We start from the raw sequence: 26,162 nt of genomic DNA, 5'->3' as shown, positions 1-26,162 counted from the left end.
GGCAAAGATAATGGTAGAGGAAAAAACAAAAATAGCAACGCGCTGAATAGCAATAGATTACAAAAAATAATAAATGTACACTTTTTTTATTGAAAACAAACATATATTTATAAGGACAATATTAAAATCGACTCAAAATATAAGGACAAAAACAAGCAGAATAAGCCTTATCAATGCCATCTATGTATAACATCTTTCTATTTTTCTTTTTTGAAACAATTACATTATATCATAATTCACAGTGAATCTCACAAAAGCACAACTATCTATTTTCTAAAAGTAACCCCAAACAAAAGAGCAAAATGGTTTCATATTCGACAGTCAAATTAAAAGGCATACACCTTCAAACTTTAAAAACAGTTATGAGAAAATACATAAAACAAAAAATAGATCCAAAAAAGAAATCAACAAAGACACTTATAAAGTGAAAATATCATTTTATATCTCTCCTTATCGAGAAATACGAAACTATTTCAGCTCAAACGAAAGAAAATCTTTCTTTTTTCGTATTTTTGTCCCAATATGCACGCTTCTACACAGAAGCCAAGAAGAATAACTGAATAAATGAAAGTAATAGACCTTATACATAGCAACGAGAAAACAGCTTTTTCTTTTGAAATCCTCCCCCCTCTGAAAGGTACAGGGATTGAGAAATTATGCCGGGATATTGATACATTGCGTGAATTCGACCCTAAATATATCAATATAACAACACACCGGAGTGAATATGTGTACAAAGATCTGGGTAACGGATTATTTCAACGTAACAGACTAAGAAGACGTCCGGGAACAGTAGCCGTAGCCGCTGCCATTCAGAATAAATACAATATCACAGTAGTCCCACATCTCTTATGTAGTGGCTTTACCCGTGAAGAGACAGAATATGTACTGCTCGATCTTCAATTTCTGGGCATAACTGACCTGTTGGTACTCCGTGGAGACAAAGCAAAACACGAATCGGTGTTCACTCCCGAAGGAGACGGTTATTATCATGCTATCGAATTGCAGGAACAAATCAATAATTTCAATAAAGGTATCTTCGTTGACGGATCGGAAATGAAAGTTACCAATACTCCATTTTCATATGGTGTGGCTTGCTATCCTGAGAAACATGAAGAAGCTCCTAACATGGATTCGGATATCTATTGGTTGAAGAAAAAAGTAGAGGCCGGAGCTGAATATGCCGTAACCCAGCTTTTCTATGACAATCAGAAATACTTCGACTTTGTAGAGAAAGCCAAACGGGAAGGCATCAATATTCCTATTATTCCGGGAATAAAACCTTTCAAAAAGACTTCACAACTAAGTATGATACCCAAAACCTTCAAAGTGGATCTTCCGGATGATCTGGTGAAGGAAGCACTGAAATGTAAAAATGAGGCAGAGGTACAGCAAGTAGGTGTAGAATGGTGTGTTAAGCAATGCCGGGAACTGATGACACATGGAGTATCAAGTATCCATTTCTACTCTATTGGTGCCGTGGACAGCATTAAAGAGGTTGCTAAAGAGATTTATTGAATCATGAATTGTGATTCATAATTTGTGAACGATTAAATAATAAATAGAATTGTGTTTTTTAAAGACGTAATCGGACAAGAAGAAACAAAGCAACGACTTATTCAGGAAGTAAATGAAGGTCGTATTCCACATGCACAGCTTATTTGCGGGCCGGAAGGAGTAGGTAAATTACCTCTGGCCTTGGCATATGCACGCTATATCAGCTGTACCAATCGTGGTGCAACGGATGCCTGTGGAGTTTGTCCGTCATGCGTGAAGTTCAGTAAGCTGGTACACCCGGATGTACACTTTGTTTTTCCTGTTGTGAAGTCCGGGCGAAGTGACGACTATATAGTAGAATGGCGGCGGATGGTATTAAATAATTCGTATTTCAATCTTAATCATTGGTTGAATGAGATTAATGCAGAAAATGCACAAGCCGTCATCTATACCAAGGAAAGTGATGAAATAATGAAGAAGCTCAGCTTGAAATCAAGCGAAGGTGGATTTAAAATCACAATAATCTGGTTGCCGGAGAAGATGCAACTAGCTTGCTCCAACAAGCTACTGAAGCTTCTAGAAGAACCACCCGAGAAAACAGTTTTCCTCTTGGTTTCCGAGGCACCGGACTTGATTCTGCCAACCATATTAAGTCGAACACAACGTTTCAACATCCGCAAGATAGATGAAGCAAGCATAGCGCAAGTGCTTCAACAGAAATATGGTGTACAGCAGGCAACCAGCGCAACTATCGCCCACCTGGCAAACGGGAATTTTATCAAAGCCCTCGAAACAATTCATCTGAATAAAGAGAGCCAGTTATTCTTTGAGCTCTTTGTCAACCTGATGCGACTCTCCTATCAACGGAAAATACGGGAAATGAAACTATGGAGTGAACAAGTGGCTGCTCTGGGGCGCGAACGTCAGAAGAATTTCTTATCTTACTGTCAGCGAATGATAAGAGAAAACTTCATATACAACCTGCATCAGAAAGAATTAGTCTATATGACGCCCGATGAACAAAATTTTTCAACCCGCTTTGCACCGTTCGTCAATGAGCGAAATGTGATGGGCATCATGGATGAGTTGAGTGAAGCGCAACAACATATCGAACAGAATGTGAATGCCAAAATGGTATTCTTCGACTTCTCGTTGAAAATGATTGTACTGTTGAAGAGCTAAAAAAAAGGGAGAATGGAGAGGGGAGAAGGAAGAGTTAATTCAGTAAATTGTAAATTGTAAAATTGTAAATATATAGATGGATTTTAAGTTACATAATGGGAGCGGTAGCCTTTGCTGCAAAAGTTGCTCCCGACAAGATAATAAATTGAACACCTACGATTGGCTGGCAGATATACCAGGCAATGCTGAGGAGAGTGACATGGTGGAGGTTCAGTTCAAGAACACTCGTAAGGGATACTATCGAAACAGTAATAAAATTAAGTTAGAAAAGGGTGACGTAGTAGCCGTCGAAGCAACGCCTGGGCATGATATCGGTGTAGTAACACTGACGGGACGCCTCGTTCCATTGCAAATGCGAAAAGCAAACATTAAGCCAGATGCAGAAATTAAACGTATCTACCGCAAAGCCAAACCGGTGGACATGGAAAAGTTTGATGAAGCAAAAGCTAAAGAGCACGCTACAATGATTCGCTCACGTCAGATTGCATCCAGCCTGAATCTGGATATGAAAATAGGAGACGTTGAATATCAGGGAGATGGTAATAAAGCCATTTTCTACTATATTGCGGACGAACGGGTAGACTTCCGCCAATTGATCAAAGTACTGGCAGAAGCATTTCGTGTCCGTATCGAAATGAAGCAGATTGGTGCACGTCAGGAAGCCGGACGTATCGGTGGTATCGGTCCTTGTGGACGTGAATTATGCTGTGCTACCTGGATGACCAGTTTCGTATCCGTATCTACAAGTGCAGCCCGCTATCAGGACATTTCACTTAACCCGCAGAAACTTGCCGGACAATGTGCCAAGCTGAAATGTTGCCTGAACTACGAAGTAGATTGCTATGTAGAAGCACAGAAGCGCCTGCCTTCTAAAGAAATTGAATTAGAAACAAAAGACGGAACGTTCTATTTCTTCAAAGCGGATATTTTAAGTAATCAGATCTCCTACTCTACCGATAAAAATTTCCCCGCTAATTTGGTAACTATTAGTGGTAAAAGGGCTTTTGAAGTCATCGGAATGAACAAAAGAGGTGCTAAACCGGAAAGTTTACTGGAAGAAGAGCACAAACAAGAACCTAAAAAACCGGTTGATCTGGTAGAACAGGAAAGTTTGACTCGCTTTGATCGTGATCGTCGCCGAAAGGAAGGAAAAGAAGGAGCCGAAGGTGGAAACCGTAACAGAAAGAAGAAAAAGAACAATGCGAATCGTCCGCAGCAAGAAGCTGAAGGAAGAACAGGACGTCCGCAACAAGATAATGGCAATCGTCCGGGACGTTCACAGCAGGAAACCAACACTCGCCCGGAACGACCTGCACAACGGGAAAACGGACCACGCCCTAATCGTCCGCAACAGAATAATGCAGAAGGACAGCAACAAACGCCACAATCCAATAATAGTGGTGAGCAACAACGTCCACGTAACGATCGTCCGAAAAACAACAATCGTCCACGTAATAATAATGACAGACGTGGAGAAAGACCACAAAACGGAGAAAAACCGCAGAATGGAGAAAGACCACAAAACAACGAGAAGCCAGCTAAAGAGAGAAATGAAAAACCTACTCAGGAATAGTATATGGCTTCTGTTAGCTACCTGCCTGACAGCCGCTTGCAACGAAAATACTGTGTATCACTCTTACCAATCCATACCCACAGAAGGATGGAAAAAGAGTGATACACTCTTTTTCAATGTCCCGATCAAAGATTCGTTAGCCCTACTCCGGCTATCTGCAGAAATACGTAATGAAAGTAATTACGCTTACCGGAATATCTACTTAACTGTCAGTCACAATCTTGAAGACAGCACGGTATGGAAAACAGATACGTTACTGCTTATCCTCGCAGACAAAGAAGGCAAGTGGAATGGTACCGGCTGGGGAAGTTTATTTCAATCAACTTTGCCTATCGGCTCTGCCATTGTCCGGCATCCGGGAAATTATACCTTTAAAATAACACACGGAATGCAGGATGAACTGCTGAAAGGTATCAATGACGTAGGGGTCAAAATTGAAGGGAGAGGGGAGAAGTGAGAAGGGAGAAGTGAGAAGGGAGAAGTGAGCTGCGCTATCACGCTGCATAGTACTTCTCCCTTCTCAATTCTCCCCTCTCCCTTCTTTACAGTCTCCTTCCGCGCCCTGCATCAATCCGCAGGAAAATAAAAAGCAAAATTGTAAATCCCCACAGAGAAGAACCTCCATAACTAAAGAAAGGCAATGGGATACCAATCACAGGTGTCAATCCAAGTACCATACCAATATTAATAAAGATATGGAAAAGGAATATACTAACTACCGAATACCCATATACACGCCCAAAAGCAGAAGGTTGCCGTTCGGACACTGCAATAAGCCGTAATATCAGTGCCAAAAACAGCAGTAGCACAATAGATGATCCAACAAAGCCCTGCTCTTCACCTACCGTACAAAAGATAAAATCAGTGTCTTGCTCGGGAACATACTTCAACTTTGTCTGTGTACCATTCAGGAATCCTTTCCCTGTAAGGCCACCGGAACCAATAGCAATTTTTGATTGGTTTACATTATACCCGGCACCGGTCAGGTCTTCTTCCATACCCAGCACAACTTTAATACGAATCTGCTGATGTGGTTCGAGGATATTATCGAAAACATAATCGCTGGAATAGAGGAAACCGACAGATCCAATAGCAAACAATCCGATAAGCATATAAGATTTCTGGCGTTCACTCAAAGAGAGAAACATCAGATACCCAACCACAGCAACACAAAGCACCCATTGTACCCATACCAGATTAAAAGGTACAATATATTCCGAGATGAGGAAAGCAAGAAGCATCACAATCAAGCTACCTGCAATGATATTCCGCATCGGCTTCCACTTCCTTCTATAAACCCACACCATGCCACCGGCAAACAACAACACCATAGACAGAACTGAAAACTCTCCGATGGGAGTAGGCGTATCGGCTATAAATACCTGATCAAAACGTATACCAACAACAAAATAGACTACAGCACACACACCGGAAAAGAGTACGACTCCCGGCATGCCTTCACGATAAAGCACCAGAAAAAAAGCCAGATATACCAGTGCAGATCCCGTTTCCTTTTGCAGAATAATCAGTATCATAGGAAGCATGATAAAGGCAAGCAGTGCCAGAAAACACTTCCCTTTCCTGATATTAAAGGAATAGGAGTTGATATATTTGGCTAACACCAGAGCAGTGGCAAACTTAGCAAACTCTGCCGGTTGAAGATTTACAGGCCCAAGTTTGATCCATGAATTGGAACCTTTAATATCACTACCAATAAATATGGTAGCCACGAGCAGAAGCATCATTCCTATATATATAATGTAGGAAAACATATCATACATCCTGTCTTCGAGCATCAGTAAGATAAATCCCAGACCAAATGAGCAGATAATCCACATAAACTGCTTACCGGCACGGGTAGAAAAATCAAGGAAGTCCCGATCGCCATAGTCATAACTGGCTCCGCAAACACTGAACCATCCGGCAATAATAAGGAGCAGGTAAATAGCAATTGTTACCCAATCCAGCGTTTTCCATAAACTATCGTTCCTCGTCACCATACATTATAATTCTATCGCTAAACTCTGCCGCCTTTGCTTCACTGGCCGGAGAAAGTTTTCCATTCAAATATTGTTCTATCATCAAAGTACCAATAGGTACACCATAGGTTGCACCAAACCCTCCATTCTCCACATAGACTGCAATGGCTATCTTGGGATTGTTCATCGGAGCAAATCCCATAAAGGCAGAGTGGTCGTGCCCACGATTCTGCGCCGTACCCGTTTTACCGCATATCTCCCCTTCGGGAAACATATAACCGGCTATTCTACAGGTTCCCCCCGTTACAGCAGCACGCATTCCCTTCACTACCTCTTCATAATGTATGCGGTCAATGGTGGGCACGCGGGGAGTCCGGTAAATACTGTCAAGCTGATTGTCCTGAATCTCTTTCACAATATGTGGAGTGATAAAATGTCCTCGGTTGGCAATCGTTGCACTCAAATTTGCGATTTGCAAAGGAGTGGCCAGAATCTCCCCTTGCCCGATAGCAATACTGATCACAGTCAATCCGTTCCAGCGCCCCTTGTAAGGCTTATCATAAAATGCAGCATTGGGTATCAACCCTCGTCCTTCACTGGGCAAATCTACGCCTAACTTATAACCGAAGCCCTGAGACACCATATGATCCTTCCAAACTGTTATAGCATTTTGCGGCGAACCATATTTACGGTCACCAAACATACGAAACAATCCCCAACAGAAATAAGAGTTACAGGAAGTAGCCAACGCCGGCACCAGTGGTAATGGAGAACCATGAGCATGACATCCCACCTTTAAACTCCCATATATAAATCCATGATAGCATGGGAATGCCGGAGTATTTTCCTGAATAATCCCTTCTTGTAAGAAAGTTAATGCCTGAGCAGCTTTAAAGGTTGATCCCGGAGGATAAGCTCCCATCAAAGCACGATTCAACAGAGGCTTACGCTTGTCCCGTTGCAGCATCAAGTGATTCTTACCCCGTTGCCGCCCAATCATCAGATGCGGATCAAAATCAGGGGAGGAAACCAGACATAAAATTTCTCCTGTTTCGGGTTCAATGGCAACAATACTTCCGATTTTATTCTTCAGCAAGCGTTCGCCCAGCATCTGCAGATCAATATCCAGTCCTAAAGTGAGATTCTTACCCGGTATGGAAGGACGATCGAACTGACCATCCATATAATGCCCCTGAATACGTCCGTGAGCATCTCGAAGCAAAACTTCAACCCCTTTCTCGCCACGAAGGTATTTCTCATAGGATTTTTCTACTCCCTGCTTACCGATATAATCTCCACGGATGTAATAATCATCATTTTCAATATCACGCATTGATACCTCGCCAATATCTCCCAAAGCATGAGCAGCAGAATTATAGGTATACTGCCGGATGGTACGCCGCTGGATGTAAAATCCCTGAAACTTAAACAGTTTTTCCTGGAATACCCCACACTCTTCGGCAGATAACTGGGACATGAATACCTGATTGGTATATCTTGAATAGCCCGGATTCCTCCGGCGATCTTTCATGTCGGACATGATTTTCAGAAACTGCTCCCGCGTGATATTCAACGTCTGGCACAAATCAAGTGTATCCAGGTTTTCTATTTCTTTGGGAACAATCGTTATATCATATGCCGGCTGATTGAAAACAAGCAATTTACCGTTACGATCATACATTGCCCCACGCGAAGGATACTGTATCTTATTCAGAAAAGCATTACTGTCAGCATTCTTTTTATAATCATCGGTGGATATCTGCAAAAAGAAAAGCCGTACTATATAGATAAGTACAATACAAATAGCAGTTCCTGCAATAACAAATTTTCGTTTCTCTAATACATAATCTTTTGCCATGCCTATCTCCTTATTCCTTCAACAGCCATAATACACGTAACAGTCAGCAGGGTACATGCAACTACCCTTAGCAACAACAGCGGTATGCTGGAAAATGAAAAGAACTCGATAGTGAGCAGGATCAGATGATGCACAAAAACACTTGTCACCGTAAACTTCAGAAAAGAAGCAATCCCCATCGTCCGGATGGAAGGTATGATGCTGTCTAATGTATCACGCGGAGTAAACAATCGCAGAAATGTGGGACGCACAAAAGCCAGAAATACAGTTGCCGCCGCATTCATCCCCGGAGTATTGGAAAATATATCTATGGTTAGTCCTAAGAAGAAAGCCCATAACATCAATTCGTTCCGGGAAGTGCCGGAAGCAAATTTCAAGATGAAATAGACATATAAGAAAGGAGTGGCATAGCCCGCAATATGAACATTGTTAAGAATCAGTACCTGAAGAAGGACCAATCCCACAAACCATCCCATCCTGTGTATATAGTGTATCATCATTACTTCGTACTCATATTTTCAAGTTCCTGCTGTTCCATTTGCCCGGTCCGGGCAATCACTCTCACATCACTCAGTTTTCCGAAGTCCGTAGCCAGTTTAATCTTTAGTAAATAAGAAAGTCCGTCATTGGAATCGGACATATCGTCTACTGTACCGACCATAACACCTGCCGGAAAAACAGTGGAATACCCGCTGGTCACTACCGTATCTCCTAAATTAAATTCGGCATGACGGGGCAGATCTTTCAAATAGGCATAACGTGAGTCACCATGCTCCCATTTCAGATAACCGAAATACTCACTGCCTACAATTTTACAACTTATACTCGATTTACTGTTCAATACTGAAATAACAAGTGAATAGTTGGGAGATGTTTTATATACAATACCTACAACCCCGTTTCCATCCACCACTCCCATCTCGGGTCGAATGCCGGAAGAGGAACCTTTATCCAATGTAATGTAGTTATCTGCCTGATTCAAACTATTCCGAATAACATGTGCCTTGAATAGCTGATAGTCCTTATTATCAAGATTCCGGATACTGTTTACAACAAGAGAATCGACCTGATACTCCCGCAATGCATTCTCCAGATTGGTTATCTGCTGTTCAAGCAACATATTGCGATCAAGCAAATCTTCGTTTACTGACTTCAGATGAAAATAAGAAGAGATACTTCCCGAAACCTCATAGACCTTACCGGTAACAACATTGGCAGAAGTGAAGTAAACACTCTGCTGGTAGTTATTAAAGCGAAATAATAGAACAAAACAGACCACCTCCAACAAAATGAAGAGGAACCAGTAATTATACTTAAGAAGGAAGTTCAGTAAATTCCGCATAATTATTAATAATGTGTCGATATGCTAATATGCCAATGTGCCAATTGGCCGCGCTATAATACCGCATGGTAATTGGCACATTGGCATATTGGCACATTATTACATTATTTATCTCATTAAGAACGAGAAGCGGTCAATGTTCTTTAATGCCACTCCTGTTCCTTTTGCCACTGCATGAAGAGGATCTTCGGCTATGTGGAAAGGAATATTGATTTTGTCCGTCAGACGTTTGTCAAGGCCACGGAGCAATGCGCCACCACCTGCCAGATAGATTCCATTGTGAACAATATCGGCATACAATTCGGGAGGTGTATTTTCCAATGCACTCAGCACGGCTGTTTCAATCTTAGAAATAGATTTTTCCAGACAGTGAGCTACTTCCTGATAACATACAGGTACCTCCATCGGAAGTGCAGTAATACGATTCGGTCCGTGAACGATATAATCTTCGGGAGCATCATCACCCAATTCAGTAAGAGCAGCACCTACATTAATCTTAATACGCTCTGCCATACGCTCACTAACCTTCACGTTATGCTGGCGGCTCATGTATTCCTGAATATCAGCGGTAAGATCATCGCCGGCAATACGGATGGAATTATTAGAAACAATCCCCCCCAGTGAAATAACAGCAATTTCAGTAGAACCTCCACCTATATCAACAATCATATTTCCTTCGGGAGCTTCTACATCAATACCAATACCAATAGCTGCCGCCATAGGCTCAAATACCAGATAGACATCGCGTCCTCCGGCATGCTCTGCAGAGTCACGAACAGCACGAAGCTCAACCTCTGTGCTACCCGAAGGCACTCCGATAACCATGCGGAGAGAAGGAGAGAATAAATGGCTACGGGTATTCACCTGCTTGATAAGTCCGCGCATCATCTGTTCACAGGCATAGAAATCAGCAATTACACCGTCACGGAGCGGACGGATGGTACGTATATTTTCGTGAGTTTTCTCATGCATCATCTTTGCCTTCTCACCCACGGCAATCATCTTATCAGTACGACGGTCCAAAGCTACCACTGACGGTTCGTCCACCACAATCTTACCATTGGTAATGATGATGGTATTGGCAGTTCCCAGGTCCATCGCTATTTCTTGTGTAAAAGAGAATAATCCCATGTATATTTACGATTTAACTATTTACAATTTACGATTGATATTACTCTTTATTACAATTCTCAGATTTATGATTTACAAGAAACAAACTTCAATTGTAAATCGTAAATCGTCAAATCGTAAATCCTTTTAGTGTTTAAAGTGACGAATCCCCGTTGTCACCATTGCAATGCCATGTTCATTACAATACTCGAACGTTAATTCATCTTTTACAGAGCCACCCGGCTGGATAACTGCTGTTACTCCCTCATTACCCGCAATTTCAACACAATCGGGGAAAGGGAAGAATGCATCCGAAGCCATCACTGCCCCATTCAGATCAAATCCGAATGATTTAGCTTTCTCGATAGCTTGTTTGAGAGCGTCTACGCGTGAAGTCTGTCCTACACCACTTGCCAACAACTGTTTGTTTTTAGCCAGTACGATGGCATTGGATTTGCTGTTCTTCACTATTTTATTGGCAAACAGCATGTCCTCTACCTCTTCGGGAGCAGGTGCTTTATCAGTCACGGTCTTTAAGTCGGCCACGGTTTCAATGTTTAGATCTCTCTCCTGTACCAACACACCGTTCAGCAATGAGCGGAACTGCTTCTTGGGCAGCTTAGCTTCCTTGCGAACCAAAATAATACGATTTTTCTTCTGTCCCAGAATTTCAAGTGCATCTACATCATAATCCGGAGCAATCACTACTTCAAAGAATATTTTATTAATCTCCTCTGCAGTTGCTTTATCAATTACAGCATTCGTGATTAACACTCCACCAAAAGCAGAAACCGGGTCACCGGCCAACGCATCTTTCCATGCATCGAGCACAGTAGAACGTGAAGCCAGTCCACAAGCATTATTGTGCTTCAGAATAGCAAAAGTTACATCTTCAAATTCATCAATCAGTTCAACAGCTGCATTGATATCCAACAGATTGTTGTAAGAGATTTCTTTTCCATGAATCTGGTCGAACATAGCGTCCAGGTTTCCATAGAAATATCCCTTCTGATGTGGGTTCTCACCATAACGGAGCATCTTCTGATCATTGGCAGACTGACGGAAAGCCGAGCCCTCTTCTGCATCAAAATAATTGAAGATCGCCGAATCGTAATGTGAAGAAACAGCAAAAGCTTCTTTAGCCATCCAACGACGCTCTTCGAGTGAAGAGGTAGCCCCATGCTCCATCAACATATCGAGCAATGGCTTGTACTGGGCCTGAGAAGCAACGATCACTACATCATTGTAGTTTTTAGCAGCGGCACGAATCAGTGAGATTCCACCGATATCAATCTTCTCGATGATTGAAGCCTCATCAGCACCCGATGCTACGGTTGCTTCAAACGGATAGAGGTCTACAATCACAAGATCTATTTCCGGTATTTCATATTTCTCAATTTGCTGGATGTCTTGTTCCAGTCCGCGACGGCAAAGGATACCCCCGAAGATTTTCGGGTGAAGTGTCTTCACGCGACCTCCGAGGATGGAAGGATAAGAAGTAAGATCTTCCACAGCCTTACAAGGATATCCCAATGACTCGATAAACTGACGAGTTCCACCTGTTGACAGAAACTCTACTCCTTCTTCATGCAGTTTGGTGATAATTTCATCCAAACCTTCCTTATGATAAACCGATACCAATGCGGTTTTTATTCTTTTTGATTCAGACATGGTTTGCTTATTAAGTATTTGATGCGCAAAGTTACGAAATATTGTTTATCGTGCGTAATAAACAAGGTGTGAATTAATAATAAAAAAGCGCTGACTTAAAAGATTAAAAGTCAGCGCTTTGTTATATACGCTATTGTTTATACAAATCTATTACCAAATAGACACCCGTTTGTCAACCGGAAGGAACATCGGATTTTCCTCTGTTACACCGAATGCTTCGTACCATGCACCTATCTGAGGCAACGCTCCATTCACACGCCATTTGCCTAATGAGTGTACATCCAATTTAGTCAAACGAAGAATTTCTTCTGGACGGATATTACCTGCCCACACATTGGCATAGGCAAGGAAGAAACGTTGTTCGGGTGTAAAACCGTTTTCATCTTTCAGAGGAGTCTGGGCAGTTGCATTCTTAAATGCCTGGAAAGACACCTGCAATCCACCATGGTCGGCGATATTCTCACCCAATGTAAGTTGACCGTTGGCATGCACACCCGGAGCAACCTCTATACTGTCAAAGAAATTAACCATCACTTGTGCACGTTCTTCAAAATTTTTGGCATCTTCCTCAGTCCACCAGTCTTTCAGATTACCTTCTTTGTCATACTGCCGCCCCTGGTCGTCAAATCCATGTGTCATCTCATGGCCAATCACTACACCGATAGCACCATAATTGAAAGCATCATCGGCATTCATATCGAAGAAAGGATACTGAAGAATACCCGCCGGGAAACAAATCTCATTGGTAGTCGGATTATAATAGGCATTTACAGTTTGCGGAGTCATCAGCCACTCATCCTTATCCACCGGCTTACCGGCTTTGGCTATCATCTCTGCATGTTCCCACTGGTTGGCACGTTCTATGTTAGCCCAATAGGAATCGTCTTTGATTTCAAGAGAAGAGTAATCTTTCCATTTATCCGGATAACCGATCTTTACATGGAAGGTAGCCAGTTTTTCCAGTGCTTTTTCTTTGGTCGCATCACTCATCCAGGTAAGTTCTTTGATACGTTCACCCAAAGAGGTTTGCAGGTTTTTCACCAGCCCTACCATACGTTCTTTGGCTGCAGCAGGGAAATATTTCTCTACATACATCTGTCCCACTGCCTCACCCAAAGAACCGTCAACCGTACTTACTGCAGATTTCCAACGCGGCTTCATTTCCTTTCTACCAGACATCGTCTTTCCGTAGAAATCAAAATTCTGCGCTATAAAGTCATCGCTCAGGTAACTGGCAGCGCTGTTTATAAGGTTCCATTGCAAATAGGCAATCTGATCTTCCAACGCAACTGTATTAATGATATCATTTACTTCTTTAAGTGAACCTGGCTGACCGATGTTCACCTCTTCCAGATTATTCAATCCAAGAGTAGAAAAGAATACATCCCATGCAAAAGGAGCATATTCCTTCTTCACATCAGCCATCGCCTTCTTGTTATAGTTGGCATGCGGATCACGTAACTCTACCATAGAACGTGCTGATTTGGCCAGACGGGTTTCGATATTCATAACAGCTTTCATTGCTTTCTGCGCAGCAGCTTCATCATAACCAGCCAATTGGAACATCTTAACGATATGCTTCTGATAGGCATCGCGAATCTCTTTGGTCTTATCATCGTTTTCGAGATAATAGTCGCGTTCGCCCATCCCCAGACCGCCCTGATAGGTCTGTACCAGGTTCATTGAACTATTCATGTCATCGGCACTCACGAAAACAACAAAGTAGGGATATATACCGTTTTTCTGCATTTCTGCTATCATCGGATAAACCTCCGATTTGTCTTTCAAAGCAGCTATCTTTTCCAGTTCTGCCTTAATAGGAGTAGCACCTTCACGATTCAGTTTTACACTGTCCATAGCGATGTTGTAAAGGTCACCTACTTTCTGAGCGATACTACCCGCTTCATGCTGAGTAGACGCCAGCTCCTCAATAACTTCACGAAGTTGCTTACGGTTGTTCTCAGCAAGCATATCAAATGAGCCAAAACGTGAATACTCGTCTGTAAGCGGATGATTTTTCATCCAACCGCCGCAGGCATACTGATAAAAGTCGGTTCCCGGAAGAGCCATTGTGTCAAGGTTGGCAAGATCTATGCCGGACGTAAGGGCGGCCTGTTGCTTGCTGCTGTTGCATCCTGTAGTCATCATGCAGATTGCAAGAATTGGTAAATACTTTACTCTCATATTATATATAATGTTATAATGTTATAGGGTGGTTATAGAGTTATAAAGGTGGTAAGGGTCGGAATTGTAGGATGGGCAGTAATTATAATATCGTTTATATCATCATCTTATTATAATTCTACTACTTTATACCCCTTTAACTTACAACTTTATAGCTCTCCTCACTACCCGCCGGTAGTTCTCTCCAGTTCCATCGAAACTTTCTCCCACTCTTCCACCGTACGGTCAAGTTGTTGTTTAAGTTTCTGATGTTGTTCATAAAGAGCCATATTTGCAGCCCCTTCCGGTGTAGCCATCCTCTCTTCAAGAATGGCAATGGCAGATTCCGTCTGTTCTATCGCCTCTTCACAATCGGCCACTTGGCGTTCGAGCTTCTTTATCTTTTTATTCAGTTCCTTCTGGGCCTCATAAGAGAGTTTATTGTCCGAAGGTGATTCTTCTTCGGAAATGCTATCTCCTTTTACGCCGGTAGGCGACGTTGAAAGTGCCGGCCCCTTTTGCAGCTCATTCAGGCTTTCCATCTTTTTCTTCTGCAGGAAGTCGTAAATGCCTCCGATATGCTCTTTTACAAGGCCACCTCCAAACTCATAAACTTTAGTTGCCAGTCCATCCAAAAAGTCGCGGTCATGGCTGACGAGTATCACCGTACCGTCAAACTCACGAATCGCTTCTTTCAACACATCCTTTGAACGCATATCCAGGTGGTTCGTCGGCTCATCGAGGATCAGGAAGTTCACCGGTTCAAGCAGTAGCTTGATCATGGCAAGACGCGTACGTTCACCACCCGAAAGCACTTTCACCTTCTTGTCCGAAGCTTCGCCGCCAAACATAAAGGCGCCGAGAATATCGCGGATTTTAAGACGAATATCTCCGGTTGCCACACGGTCTATCGTATCGAATACCGTCAGATTCTCATCCAGCATCTGTGCCTGGTTCTGAGCAAAATAACCGATCTGCACATTATGTCCGATGGTGAGTTTGCCTTCATAATCGGTAATTGCTCCCATAATACACTTTACCAGGGTAGATTTTCCTTCACCATTCTTTCCTACAAACGCAACCTTCTCCCCCCGATTGATGGTGAGGTTGACATCATGAAAAACAACATGAGCACCGTATGCTTTCCTGACATCCTCACAGATAACGGGATAATTACCACTACGGCTGGAGCAAACAAATTTGAGACGAAGGGCAGAATTATCTTCCTCATCTACCTCAATGCGCTCTATTTTCTCCAGTTGCTTGATGCGACTCTGTACCTGCACGGCTTTAGTCGCTTTATAGCGGAAACGTTCGATAAAATCTTCAGTGTCCTGTATCTGTTTCTGTTGATTCTCATAGGCACGGAGCTGCTGTTCACGGCGTTCTTTACGCAATACGACAAACTCGTCGTATTTCACTTTATAATCGTAGATCTGTCCGCAGGTGATCTCAATGGTACGGGTAGTGACATTATTGAGGAAAGCCCGGTCATGGCTGACCAGCACTACGGCATTGGCACGCGTAGACAGGAAGTTTTCCAGCCATTGGATACTCTCGATATCAAGGTGGTTGGTTGGCTCATCCAATAGCAGTACATCCGGACGACGAAGCAGAAGTTTGGCCAGCTCGATACGCATACGCCAACCTCCGGAAAACTCGGATGTGAAACGGTCAAAATCCTCCCGACAGAAACCAAGTCCCAACAGTGTACGCTCTATCTCGGCACGAAAGTTCGTTCCGCCCATCATCAGAAAGCGGTCATTCTCATGCGTAAACCGGTCTATCAGCTTATGATATTCTTCTGATTCATAGTCTGTACGGTCTGCTAATTCCTGATTCATCCGTTCCAGGTCTGCCTGCAACTGAAAAATATGTTCAAAAGCCTGTTCGGCTTCTTCCATTACAGTATGCTTGTCAGAAAGTATCATCACCTGAGGCAGATAACCTATCGTGACTTCTTTAGGAATAGCAATCACACCCGATGTAGGGCTTTGTAAACCAGCCAGAATTTTAAGCATGGTCGATTTGCCGGCACCGTTCTTACCCACCAGGGCTATACGGTCCTTCTTATTTATAACATAGGACACGTCCGAAAACAAGGGCGTGGCATTAAATTCTACGGTAAGTCCTTCTACTGATATCACTTTGCTAATAAATAATTGATATTGGGCTACAAAGATAGAAAATTATCCCTTAACCAGTAAGGGTTTAGGCCGTAAATTGCTGACATCTGTCAGTTCCACCCAGTAAAACGGTCATCTTCACTCTTTCGGTTCATTTGAGATATCACACTACCACTCCACATCCTCTGGTGTGAAGGGAATTTGCACTCCATTCATCGCCTTTCTATCCAAAGAACTATAACCGGGGATAGCATTGGACGCTGCTGATGAACGGGTATCTCCATTCATCATAGAAGTCCGTCCCGAAATCATACCTACAGCAACATTCAGTAACTTATCATTGTCTTTATCTCCCAAGTCAATATGCCCAAGTATCATCCGGTCATTACCTTCCAACTTCCAATCAGGAATAAAACCATCTTTATATTCAGAATTTCCCTCTGCATTGGATATTTTACAAACAATGGGATGCAGTTCATAATCATACTTATCACTTGTCAACGTAATAGATCCCACATTCTTACCCTCAGTCTGCTCTCCCAGCAAATATACTTTATAGAAAGGACGAAGCCCGTTAATCACAGCTTCGGAAGCGGAAGCCGTTCTATTACCGGTGAGTATAAACAACCGGGGCAGGTTCAGATTTTCATCCGTCTTGTCCAATCGGTAAGTAACCGTTTTATCCTGTTTATCGTTATACTTCAGGTTACAGAATATTTCTCCCAAAGCAGATTTCGGAGCTAGTAATTCGGCCAACAGCTGTGCAGATGTTACTAAACCACCACCATTGTAACGGAGATCAAGAATAAACTCTTCCACTCCCTCTGCCTTAAACTCGGCAAACCGCTGACGGAGCTGTTTGTCATAAGTTGTATCTTTATCGCCATCGGGGCCGGATGTGAAATGATTGTATACCATATACCCCACCTTCTTATTTCCGGTAGACTCATCCTGATAAACCTTTGTCAGTAAAACCGGATTGTCTTCTATCAGGGCCGGAACCAGTTCCATAGAATGTGTCACAAAATTATTCCAACTATCCGAAACTGCCAGAACAACCGTTTTACTGCCCAACAGATCATATATATTACTATTATTAGTCCCCGTTCCGTTTATCTTATGTATCCAGTCACCACGTTTCAATCCCTTTTTCTCTGCCGGAGAACCAGGCAATACATAAAGTACATTGGCCGCAAACTTTGTGCCTGTATTGTCTAATTGCCAGTTCTGAAACTCAAAGCCCAAAGCAGGTTCCCCGCCCATATACGACCGTGTCGTTGTGGAAGTGGTTTTCTTTTTTATCGTAGAATAGTAATAATGTCCGCCAGACACCTGCGGATTATTCTTCCCATCTTCTTTTGACAAAAGAGAACGAAAGAATGTTTCCGGCTCAGCATTAAAATTCAGCTGCTTTTTATCGGGGATATCACTATACCAAAGATACCAGCTACGCATAGTGGCATCGATCCATTGATTGATAGCTTTATCGCTTTTATCATCATCCTTTTCACAAGAAGAGAAAGCGCACAGGAGTCCCAGCAACAGACACACCTGGCAATATGCGGAAAACTTAATCATAACTACCTTTCTTTTAGTTTGGAATATACAAGGGGCAAAGGTACAAAAAAAGGGAAAAGCTACTGCTCTCCCCTTTCCTATTTCTGTTATTTTCTGTTGATTAGAATAGTTTTGCAGGATATTCGCCGGCATCTACCAAAGCCTGAATTTTGTCTACAACACCCTGACGATCGTCAGCATATGTCACACCAAACCATTTACTAGTGGTATCCAATACTTTCACGCGTGCAGTTCCATCGTTAATCAGCTTATTCACCATTAATGGAATAAAGTATTCCGACTTCAGGTTACTCATATTCTCTTTGAGGAAATCTTTAAAGAACTCTTCAGAATATTCAAAATAATCGGGAGTGAAACCCCACATGTTCATAGAAACCGGAGTATTGTCAGCAATCGTTTGCATCACACCGTTTTCATCTTTGAAAGATACTTTGCCATCTATGCGCTCGATAGCAGTACGTTCAACTACCGTAGTCAGGTAACCGTCTGCATTTGTCTCGCATACACCACGAGCAACAGAACCACTTTCGCTCAACGTATTACCTACACGATAGCCTACCATGCAGTAGTCATCTTTCTTTCCGCCCATCTCGCTCAGTGCAGCACCCAGTACAGCAAAGCTGTCACGACCGTAGAAGTCGTCAGCATTGATAACAGCAAATGGCTCCTTGATCACATCTTTACCCATCAGTACGGCATGGTTTGTTCCCCATGGTTTCACACGATCGGCAGGGCAAGTAAAGCCCTCGGGCAGATTATCCAGTGCCTGGAATACCAGCTCTACCGGAATATGGTTCTCATATTTACTCAGAATTTTATCGCGGAAGTCTTTCTCGAAATCTTTGCGGATGACGAAAACAACCTTGCCAAATCCACCACGAATAGCATCGTAGATAGAATAATCCATAATAGTTTCGCCGTTAGGACCCAGTCCGTCAAGTTGTTTCAATCCCCCATAGCGGCTACCCATACCGGCAGCGAGTACAAATAAAGTTGGTTTCATAACTGTGTAATATTAAAGGTTAGTAATGTCAATGTTGTGATAACGGTGCAAATGTACAACTTTTTTAGTTGAAAGTTGAAAATTGAAAGCTTATTTAGTTGACAATTGACAGTTGACTGCGCTATCACGCTGCACAGTACTTCTCCCCTCTCCATTCTCCCCTCTCCCTTCTAAAACGGGTATCCGATAGCAAAGTGTAACCCCAACTGTTTCCAAAATGCACCTCTGACATTGTAATATCCGGATTTCCCTGTATCATACGGATCATGTAAAGGAACTCCGCAATCAAGGCGGAAGATCAGAAAATCAAGATCATAACGCAATCCGGCACCTGTGCCAAGAGCTACCTGCTTCGGAAATGTTTTGAGACGAAGCTGTGCATCGGGACGCTCAGGGTCATAACGCATCAGCCACACATTTCCGGCATCCAAAAATACAGCACCATGCAGGTCTTTATAAATACGAAAGCGGTATTCGATATTTGCTTCGAGACGTATATCGCCGGTCTGGTCAAGATAAGAGAACTCACTCTTCTCGGGATGATACCCACCGGGGCCAATGCTACGTACGGTAAAGGCACGAATACTATTGGCACCACCCACATAGAACTGTTCATTATAAGGAGCTACTGTCGAGTTACCATAAGTCCAAAGAACACCTCCGGCTATACGGGCAGCAATGGCATTATTACGATCTAACTTCCAGAGATAACGATAATCTGTATTCAGTTTAAGGAACTGGGCAAACGGTGCACCCAGCAATTTCTTATTCTTCTCACTAAACGGCTGCCCGAATATACGATAAATACCAGAGGTTATATTACCAGCAGAAGTAAAAGTAGTCTGCCACCAGACAGGGTTGCGTACACTGCGAACCGAAGAGTTATCATATGTGTAGGTGTACTCCATAGCCGGAACAAACTGATCCTGCAAACTAAGTAATAACGCCTTGTTCTTTTCTGCAACTTCCTCAAAGGCTTCTGTACGATGTTGCAGCACGTTAAACGTCAGGCGGAAAGGAGTCAGCGAATGTCGGCTGGTAGGAGTCGGTTGAAAATCATACGTTGCGTTTCCACCAAAAGAAAGTAACTTATAATACTTTGCACGGTTCATCTGATCGGCATACAACTTAAAAGTAGTAGAAGCAGGGAAATCATACTCCCGTCCTCCAAAGCGAGGGAACACTACACGTGGAAACATAAGGGAAGTTGAAGCTCCTATCTCCCAACTGTTCAATAAAGAAGAGCCTTTCCCCCCTCCGGTTTGCCATTCATAAGCGCCTTTCAATTTCACATTCCAGGTTTCACCACCACCAAACACATTGTTACGGGTGACGGAAAAAGAAGCTCCCGGCCCTGTCTGATCATTACTTTTTGTAGTAACATTCAATTCCAGTTCCGCATCCAGTGGTTTGTCAAACGTAGCTTGCAGACTAACATCAAGTGTATCACAAGCCGCCGTTGTATCTCGAGGTACATATTGCATATCCATGTAGCGGAAAATTCCCAACTGTGCCAGTTTCTCTTGCACACGTTGTTGGCGATACTGACTGTAAAGACGGCTACGCTGCGAATTGCGCAAAGAGTCATTCTTCACATAAGCCTGATAATTCAGCCATCGGTAAAGCATATTGGGACGCACCTGCATCTTCTTATAATAATGTATCTTCATACCCCGGTAATCCATACTGTCATTCGGTTGCTCCCCGTTTTTACCTATCAGATAAACGGTTTTGTTTCCTACATAATACTGACGCTGTGCAGCTACAGGCAAACCCGGTACAGGGCTAAGCCGCAAACTAACATGTCCACCGGGTACAAGCGTAGTATCTGCCTGATAAGTCATATAGTCAGGACGAAAATAGAAATATCCCAGATTACGTAACAAAGTACTGATACGATTGCGCTCTTCATCCAAATCACTTACATTAAACTGCTCGCCCGGAGTAAGTAATGAACGGCGGCGCCCCCGCTCCATAATACGAAGGGTTTGCGGTGTAAAGCGACTATAATATACTGTATCAATAAAATAAGGATCACGCATCTCCACAGTATATTCCACTCTTGCTTTAAGGCTATCCTTCGGATTGACAATGGTTTGTTGCGTCACTTTCCCATTGAAATAGCCATAATCATGCAGTAAATTGGTAGCTACCTTGACGCGAATTTCCGGATTTACAGTAGAAATAAACACTGGTTTTGCAGCAAAACGATTGAATATCCATTTACCGAAACCTTTCTCGTACTTCACAAAGTCATTATATACCCACATACCGAAGGGGATAGGCAGAATACCAAATAACTTCGTTGACGGACTTTTATCCAATGCAGCCGTAACCTCACTGATAGCCGTCTCACCCACAGGAGTGGCAGAAGCATCCTTAAAAATATTTTTATTTCCCGTGTACAGCACTTCACCTTCGGGCAAATGTTTTGTAGTGGAACAGCTGAATAATGTGCCAATAAGAAAATACGCCAATATGCCAATAAAAAATAGGGATATTCCTCGTTTGCGGGTTATTCTTACTATTTTCATTTCTTCTTCTTTTTAAAAATAAACAATTCACTCAGACGATCCATCTTCTTACGAAGTACAAGGCCAATACCGGTCTCAGTTATCTCACCTTCAAAAACACTTTCATAGTTCTTGTTGTGGAACAGGCGGATATAACGTGTCCCCGATTGATCCAGACGATACTCCAGAGAGATGTTGTCAATAAACGATTCTACATCATTGGTAGCATTGGCTCCGGTAGAAACTTTACCTCCCAACACAATCTGGAAACGGTCATTAAAGAGGCGCTGTGAGTAACGGAAACTATAATCCGTCCGCTTACCACCGGCATCCGAATCATCATGGTCTTCGACACCAAACGACAGACTGGCATTCTTCATATTTCCGGTAAGAGCATTAATCTGACTGGCAAGTACCGAGTTCAGGGCAGCTCCCATATTCAGGTTCATGCCACCGCCACTACCCGAATCGGCAAGGAATATACCTGTAGCCAACATTGCCACGGCCTGTTTGCTACGTTCGTCCGGTCCCATTCCCGCCAATTGATTTTGTACCGAAGCATCATCGGGTGCATCTATTTCAAAGGCTAATGAAAGATTGTCAAGGCGATTCTTTACAACAATAGAAATATCAAAGTTCACCATTCGCGATGTTCCATCCTCCTGCGACACAGAAGCCCGCATACGTTCCGTAGCCCGGAAATTCAGCAAAGGATCCATCGGATTACCCGTCCAGTCCACATAACTGCCGTTCTGTATCTGGAACTCTTTCAACGGAATAACCGGAAGAGCATATTTCATCATACCTCCGGAAAGGGTATAGCGCCCGGTAAGGGTAAGATCTCCCTGTGGCGTATATTGCAAAGACAAATCACCTCCACCTTCAAGCTCAACACGGCTGCTACGGTCTGCACTTAAATCGGCCTTCAAACGGACAGCCGGATCTATGTGTACAGTCATTATCATATCCAGCCCGCCCAGAGAAAGGGTCGGTACTTCTTCTTTATTTAAAGAAGTGGTATCTGCAAACGAAGTGAAAGTCACCAGATCACTCAGCCGGTCCTGTACTGTGAGTGGAGAGTCAGTAAGTACATAGGTAACATCCGTATTGCCCAGCAAATTCACATTACCACGCATCATAAGTGCCTCCAACGGACCACGTACCGTAGCATCAAAGTCAACAAACACCTTACCATAGACCATACTTTCCTTCGTCCGTTTGGCATTGAGCAATGTATAGTTCTCAGCAAACAGTTTCAGGTTTGCCATCGGACGGCTCATATCGCGAAAGTCTACATAACCGTCAATACTGAACGGATTCTTGCTGGTAGTATAAATAGCAAATTTATCAAATACGATGCGATTATTCTGTACTTGTATCGGACGGTTATCAAATGTAAACCGGGCATCTGCCTGGCGTGCATAAACAGAAACACTATCCAGTGATAATCCACCATTTATCAATGGAGTATCAGTATATCCCGTAATATGCAAATCACCATCCATATCACCGGAAAGAGTTACCATCTGATCGGGTACAAACACATTGGCAATAGTAAGCGGAAAGTGCTCAAGTGTGGAGTTTACCACAATACTGTCTTTCCCGGAAATGGTAGGATACAATGCTCCGTCAGCAACCATAATCTCCGTACCTTCATGTGTCAGGTACGTATTAACATACTGCTTGCCAGCCTCACCCGGAAGCCAGGTAGCCCCCAAAGAAACATCGCCAATACGTTGACGCTCGTAAGTCAGTTCATCAATACTGGCCTCAGCAGAGAGCTCCAGTGAGTGTTCCGTTTGTATGTAGTGGGCCTCGGCAGAAAGTAACCCGGTAATTTCGGGCATATACGGCAAGATACTGAATAGTTCATCCAGCCGGATACGACGCAACTCGACATCCATATTCTGTAACGAAACAGTATCACTTGGCAAAGACTGCATCCGGATCCCCATTCCTTCACTATCCTGCATATCCACATTAGCATAAACACGCATATTATTATGTAGATAAATCCAGTTGTGACGCTCCTCAAAGCGAAACTTATGGAAAGCAATAATAGGCTCCTCCGGTATCAGGGTCAGGGCAATTCCGTTCCCTTTACCACGACCGCCATAAAGAGGCTTGGCATTGACTCCGAAAAGCAGTCCGGTTTTTCCTTTATCATTAATATATTGTGCGGTCAACTCGGCATCCTTGTCACGTATTTCTCCTGTAAGAATCGATTTAAAAGAGATTTGCGGATTCTTCGGTCCATTGATTACCCCGCCATACAAATTAATATGGCTTGTATCTTGCTTCAAAGTCAGAAATATAGTATCAAGTTGCAAGGTATCTATCTTGAGTGCATGAAGAGAAGCCTTACCATTAATTCCCCAATCGGGTGCACAGCCTATTTTGACAGAAGCATCCTGATACGATATTTTTTGTGTGGCAAGATACCATGCCATCGGATTGTTGCGTCCTGCCGAGAAAGAAAAGATTGCGGTAGGCAATGCTTTACGCAACTCTGCATGATCCAGTTCTTTATTATCCAGTTGCCTCATCAGTATATCTGCAAAATGAGTAGACTGGCGAATCAAAGGTTCTAATCCGGCATGAGCACTAAGGTTCAGTTTCAAGTCACCGGAAGTAAGATGAGTAAACACACGTTCCTTGCGAACTTCTCCGGTAAACTGAAAAGCCAACATTTTTTCCGGATCTTTCCCCAAACTGATACCTAATAGTTTTTCAGTATCGAGAGAAGTAACATCCAACTCTACTTTTCCATCCGGATAACGATGGGCTAAATGATATTCCGCATCGGCTTTCATCTTCAGCAGAGCATTGTCACTGGTCAGTTGCGCCGTAGCAACAGCGTTCTTAAGAGCTCCTGAAAGCTCAACACCTGAAATCTTATAATCGGCATAATGTAATTTATCTACAGATGCATTGACTGTAGCAACAGACCGATAAGAAGTAAAGTCCAGTCCACGTCCGCGGGCAGAGAGAGAGGTGGTCAGTTCATAGATAGAATCATGCGGAAGAAAATGATTCACCTGCAGATCTTCAATTTTCAAATCAGCACTGTATACTTCGGTATTTGTATTAAGATTGGCAGTAAGATTCAACCTACCTTCTTTTTCTTTCAGCTGCAAACGAGCATCATACTTAGATCCCTCCATCCCCAGACGAGCATTGAGCAACATACTATCCGGAATAGCCAGAGGCGCTCCGGGTTTCATATCTGCCAACGCTGTCAGGAAGTTTAGGTTTCCGGTTCGCATCTTCAGATCAATAGCAGCAGAGCGAGTGACACTATCCATCAGGTTATATAGTTCTCCGCCACCATCCAGTGAAAAAGCACCGGGCAAATCAATCTTAAAGCGGGAAATTTGCATTGATTTCAGGTTTCCTTCTGTACCCGCCTGAACAACAAGCGGACGGAAGGGATAAGCCTCTTTAAACGCATCGGGTAATCCGCCGGCAAACAAAAGTACATCCTGTTTGCCTATAATAGCATTGAAACGAGCTGTCAAACGCCCTGTAGTAGGAATATTTACCAATTCCCAATACGTCTGAGCAGTTAGATTCATTTCTGAATGGGGAGTGAGCAAACGGAAATAAGGTACACGAATCAACGTACTATCAGCAAAAACACGTCCTGTGAGAGAAGTGACACTAAGTCCCGAACGCTCATTCATAGAGAATTCACGAATGACTGCGTTCATATTACGCCCCCGGTAGAGAACAGAATCGATGCCGATACGAATATCACGCAAAGCGATATGCGAAGGATCAAACCCATCGGCAGGCAAGGTACTCCCTGTATCATAATTGACCGAAGCTCCTGTCAGCAAAAAAGACCGCAAACCATAAAACTGCTGTTTAAGGTCAGCAGACACATCATTGACACTCGCCTCATCTACATGAGCAGCCATACACATAGAATCAGCAGGAAGTTGCATACTGAAAGAGACATTTTTCAGATTAAGTGCATGAAGGTTTACTTTCCAGTTGACAGGTGCCGAAGCTGTGTCCGTTTTTTCCGTAGTAGTGGTATCTGTGAGAATAAGTCCAATATGAGTATCTGAAAGCTCTGCACGATTTATAACAGCTGCCTCGTTAGTAAGGTCTACACCATGGCTTTCGAGGAAGAAACGTCCCAGTACACCACGAATCTGCATACCTTCTATCAGGTTAGCCGAATTGACAGCTACACGCTGAATTGTAATATCATCCACCTCTATTTTCCCTTTAAACAAGGGCATAGCCTGTACATGTACATTGAGACTGGCCAATGTGAGTAAAGTGTCCGGAGTCTGTATGACTTCTACATCCCGTACCAACAGGTTTAACGGGAAACGAAGATCAATACGTCCGACATTAATTTGCATGCCGGTAGCCTGAGATGCATATGCAGTAGCCTGCTTCCGTAGAAAATTCTGTACGGGAGGCACATAAAGCAGTATCATTAGTACTACAAAAAGTAGTATAGGAGTGAGTAGAATCCAACTCACCCATTTTATCCATTTTCGTTTCATCAAGCGTGTTTCAATACTTTAAAGAGATACAAAGTAAACAAATA

General features: G+C 43.0%; 16 protein-coding genes. 4 read left to right on the top strand and 12 right to left on the bottom strand.

Going from position 1 to position 26,162, the window contains the following annotated elements:
- Positions 1-564: 564 nt before the first annotated feature.
- The 4 genes from metF to gldH all read left to right on the top strand — a co-directional run bounded on the left by metF (position 565) and on the right by gldH (position 4,709).
- Positions 565-1,518, top strand: coding sequence for a methylenetetrahydrofolate reductase [NAD(P)H] (gene metF / locus QX565_RS00665; protein WP_289290643.1), 954 nt, complete (start codon positions 565-567; stop codon positions 1,516-1,518).
- Positions 1,519-1,569: 51 nt separating this feature from the next.
- Positions 1,570-2,679 (top strand): DNA polymerase III subunit, encoded by a 1,110-nt coding sequence (locus QX565_RS00660; protein ID WP_289290641.1) that lies wholly within the window; start codon positions 1,570-1,572, stop codon positions 2,677-2,679.
- Between the two features lie 76 nt (positions 2,680-2,755).
- Positions 2,756-4,252: a regulatory iron-sulfur-containing complex subunit RicT gene (locus QX565_RS00655; protein ID WP_289290640.1), complete on the top strand. Its 1,497-nt coding sequence runs from the start codon at positions 2,756-2,758 to the stop codon at positions 4,250-4,252.
- Positions 4,230-4,709: a gliding motility lipoprotein GldH gene (gene gldH / locus QX565_RS00650; RefSeq protein ID WP_289290638.1), complete on the top strand. Its 480-nt coding sequence runs from the start codon at positions 4,230-4,232 to the stop codon at positions 4,707-4,709. Before QX565_RS00655 ends, gldH begins: the two co-directional genes overlap by 23 nt.
- An 85-nt stretch (positions 4,710-4,794) precedes the next feature.
- Here gldH and rodA read toward each other — a convergent pair whose 3' ends face one another.
- From rodA to QX565_RS00590, 12 genes are all read right to left on the bottom strand, one after another.
- Positions 4,795-6,252, bottom strand: a complete 1,458-nt coding sequence (gene rodA / locus QX565_RS00645; protein ID WP_289290637.1) for a rod shape-determining protein RodA — start codon at positions 6,250-6,252, stop codon at positions 4,795-4,797.
- Complete coding sequence (locus QX565_RS00640; protein ID WP_289290636.1) at positions 6,233-8,089, bottom strand: penicillin-binding transpeptidase domain-containing protein; 1,857 nt, start codon at positions 8,087-8,089, stop codon at positions 6,233-6,235. Before QX565_RS00640 ends, rodA begins: the two co-directional genes overlap by 20 nt.
- Before the next feature lie 2 nt (positions 8,090-8,091).
- Positions 8,092-8,589, bottom strand: coding sequence for a rod shape-determining protein MreD (mreD, locus tag QX565_RS00635; RefSeq protein ID WP_002562694.1), 498 nt, complete (start codon positions 8,587-8,589; stop codon positions 8,092-8,094).
- A complete protein-coding gene (gene mreC, locus QX565_RS00630) occupies positions 8,589-9,431 on the bottom strand; it encodes a rod shape-determining protein MreC (protein ID WP_289290633.1) in 843 nt (280 codons plus the stop codon). The genes mreD and mreC overlap by 1 nt, the downstream gene beginning before the upstream one ends.
- A gap of 108 nt (positions 9,432-9,539) precedes the next feature.
- Complete coding sequence (locus tag QX565_RS00625; RefSeq protein WP_002562696.1) at positions 9,540-10,562, bottom strand: rod shape-determining protein; 1,023 nt, start codon at positions 10,560-10,562, stop codon at positions 9,540-9,542.
- Between the two features lie 126 nt (positions 10,563-10,688).
- On the bottom strand, positions 10,689-12,212 hold the full coding sequence (gene purH / locus QX565_RS00620) for a bifunctional phosphoribosylaminoimidazolecarboxamide formyltransferase/IMP cyclohydrolase (protein ID WP_221650945.1): 1,524 nt from the start codon (positions 12,210-12,212) through the stop codon (positions 10,689-10,691).
- A gap of 150 nt (positions 12,213-12,362) precedes the next feature.
- Positions 12,363-14,396 carry a M13 family metallopeptidase gene (locus QX565_RS00615; RefSeq protein ID WP_221650944.1) on the bottom strand — a complete coding sequence of 678 codons (2,034 nt, stop codon included), beginning with the start codon at positions 14,394-14,396 and terminating at the stop codon, positions 12,363-12,365.
- 164 nt (positions 14,397-14,560) lie between these two features.
- Positions 14,561-16,522: an ABC-F family ATP-binding cassette domain-containing protein gene (locus QX565_RS00610; RefSeq protein WP_289290630.1), complete on the bottom strand. Its 1,962-nt coding sequence runs from the start codon at positions 16,520-16,522 to the stop codon at positions 14,561-14,563.
- 147 nt (positions 16,523-16,669) lie between these two features.
- Positions 16,670-18,079, bottom strand: a complete 1,410-nt coding sequence (locus QX565_RS00605; RefSeq protein ID WP_289290627.1) for a S41 family peptidase — start codon at positions 18,077-18,079, stop codon at positions 16,670-16,672.
- A 100-nt stretch (positions 18,080-18,179) separates the two neighbouring features.
- Positions 18,180-19,082, bottom strand: a complete 903-nt coding sequence (locus QX565_RS00600; RefSeq protein WP_221650941.1) for a glycosyltransferase family protein — start codon at positions 19,080-19,082, stop codon at positions 18,180-18,182.
- A 170-nt stretch (positions 19,083-19,252) separates the two neighbouring features.
- Positions 19,253-21,616: a translocation and assembly module lipoprotein TamL gene (gene tamL / locus QX565_RS00595; RefSeq protein ID WP_289290625.1), complete on the bottom strand. Its 2,364-nt coding sequence runs from the start codon at positions 21,614-21,616 to the stop codon at positions 19,253-19,255.
- Positions 21,613-26,118 (bottom strand): translocation/assembly module TamB domain-containing protein, encoded by a 4,506-nt coding sequence (locus QX565_RS00590; protein ID WP_289290624.1) that lies wholly within the window; start codon positions 26,116-26,118, stop codon positions 21,613-21,615. The genes tamL and QX565_RS00590 overlap by 4 nt, the downstream gene beginning before the upstream one ends.
- Positions 26,119-26,162: the final 44 nt, after the last annotated feature.

It is taken from the genome of Bacteroides sp. 41_26, assembly GCF_949740115.1.
GTDB classification, from domain to species: Bacteria; Bacteroidota; Bacteroidia; order Bacteroidales; family Bacteroidaceae; genus Bacteroides; species Bacteroides nordii.
The sequence above is the reverse complement of the archived record's forward strand: the minus strand, read 5'-3'. Positions and strand labels throughout refer to the sequence as shown.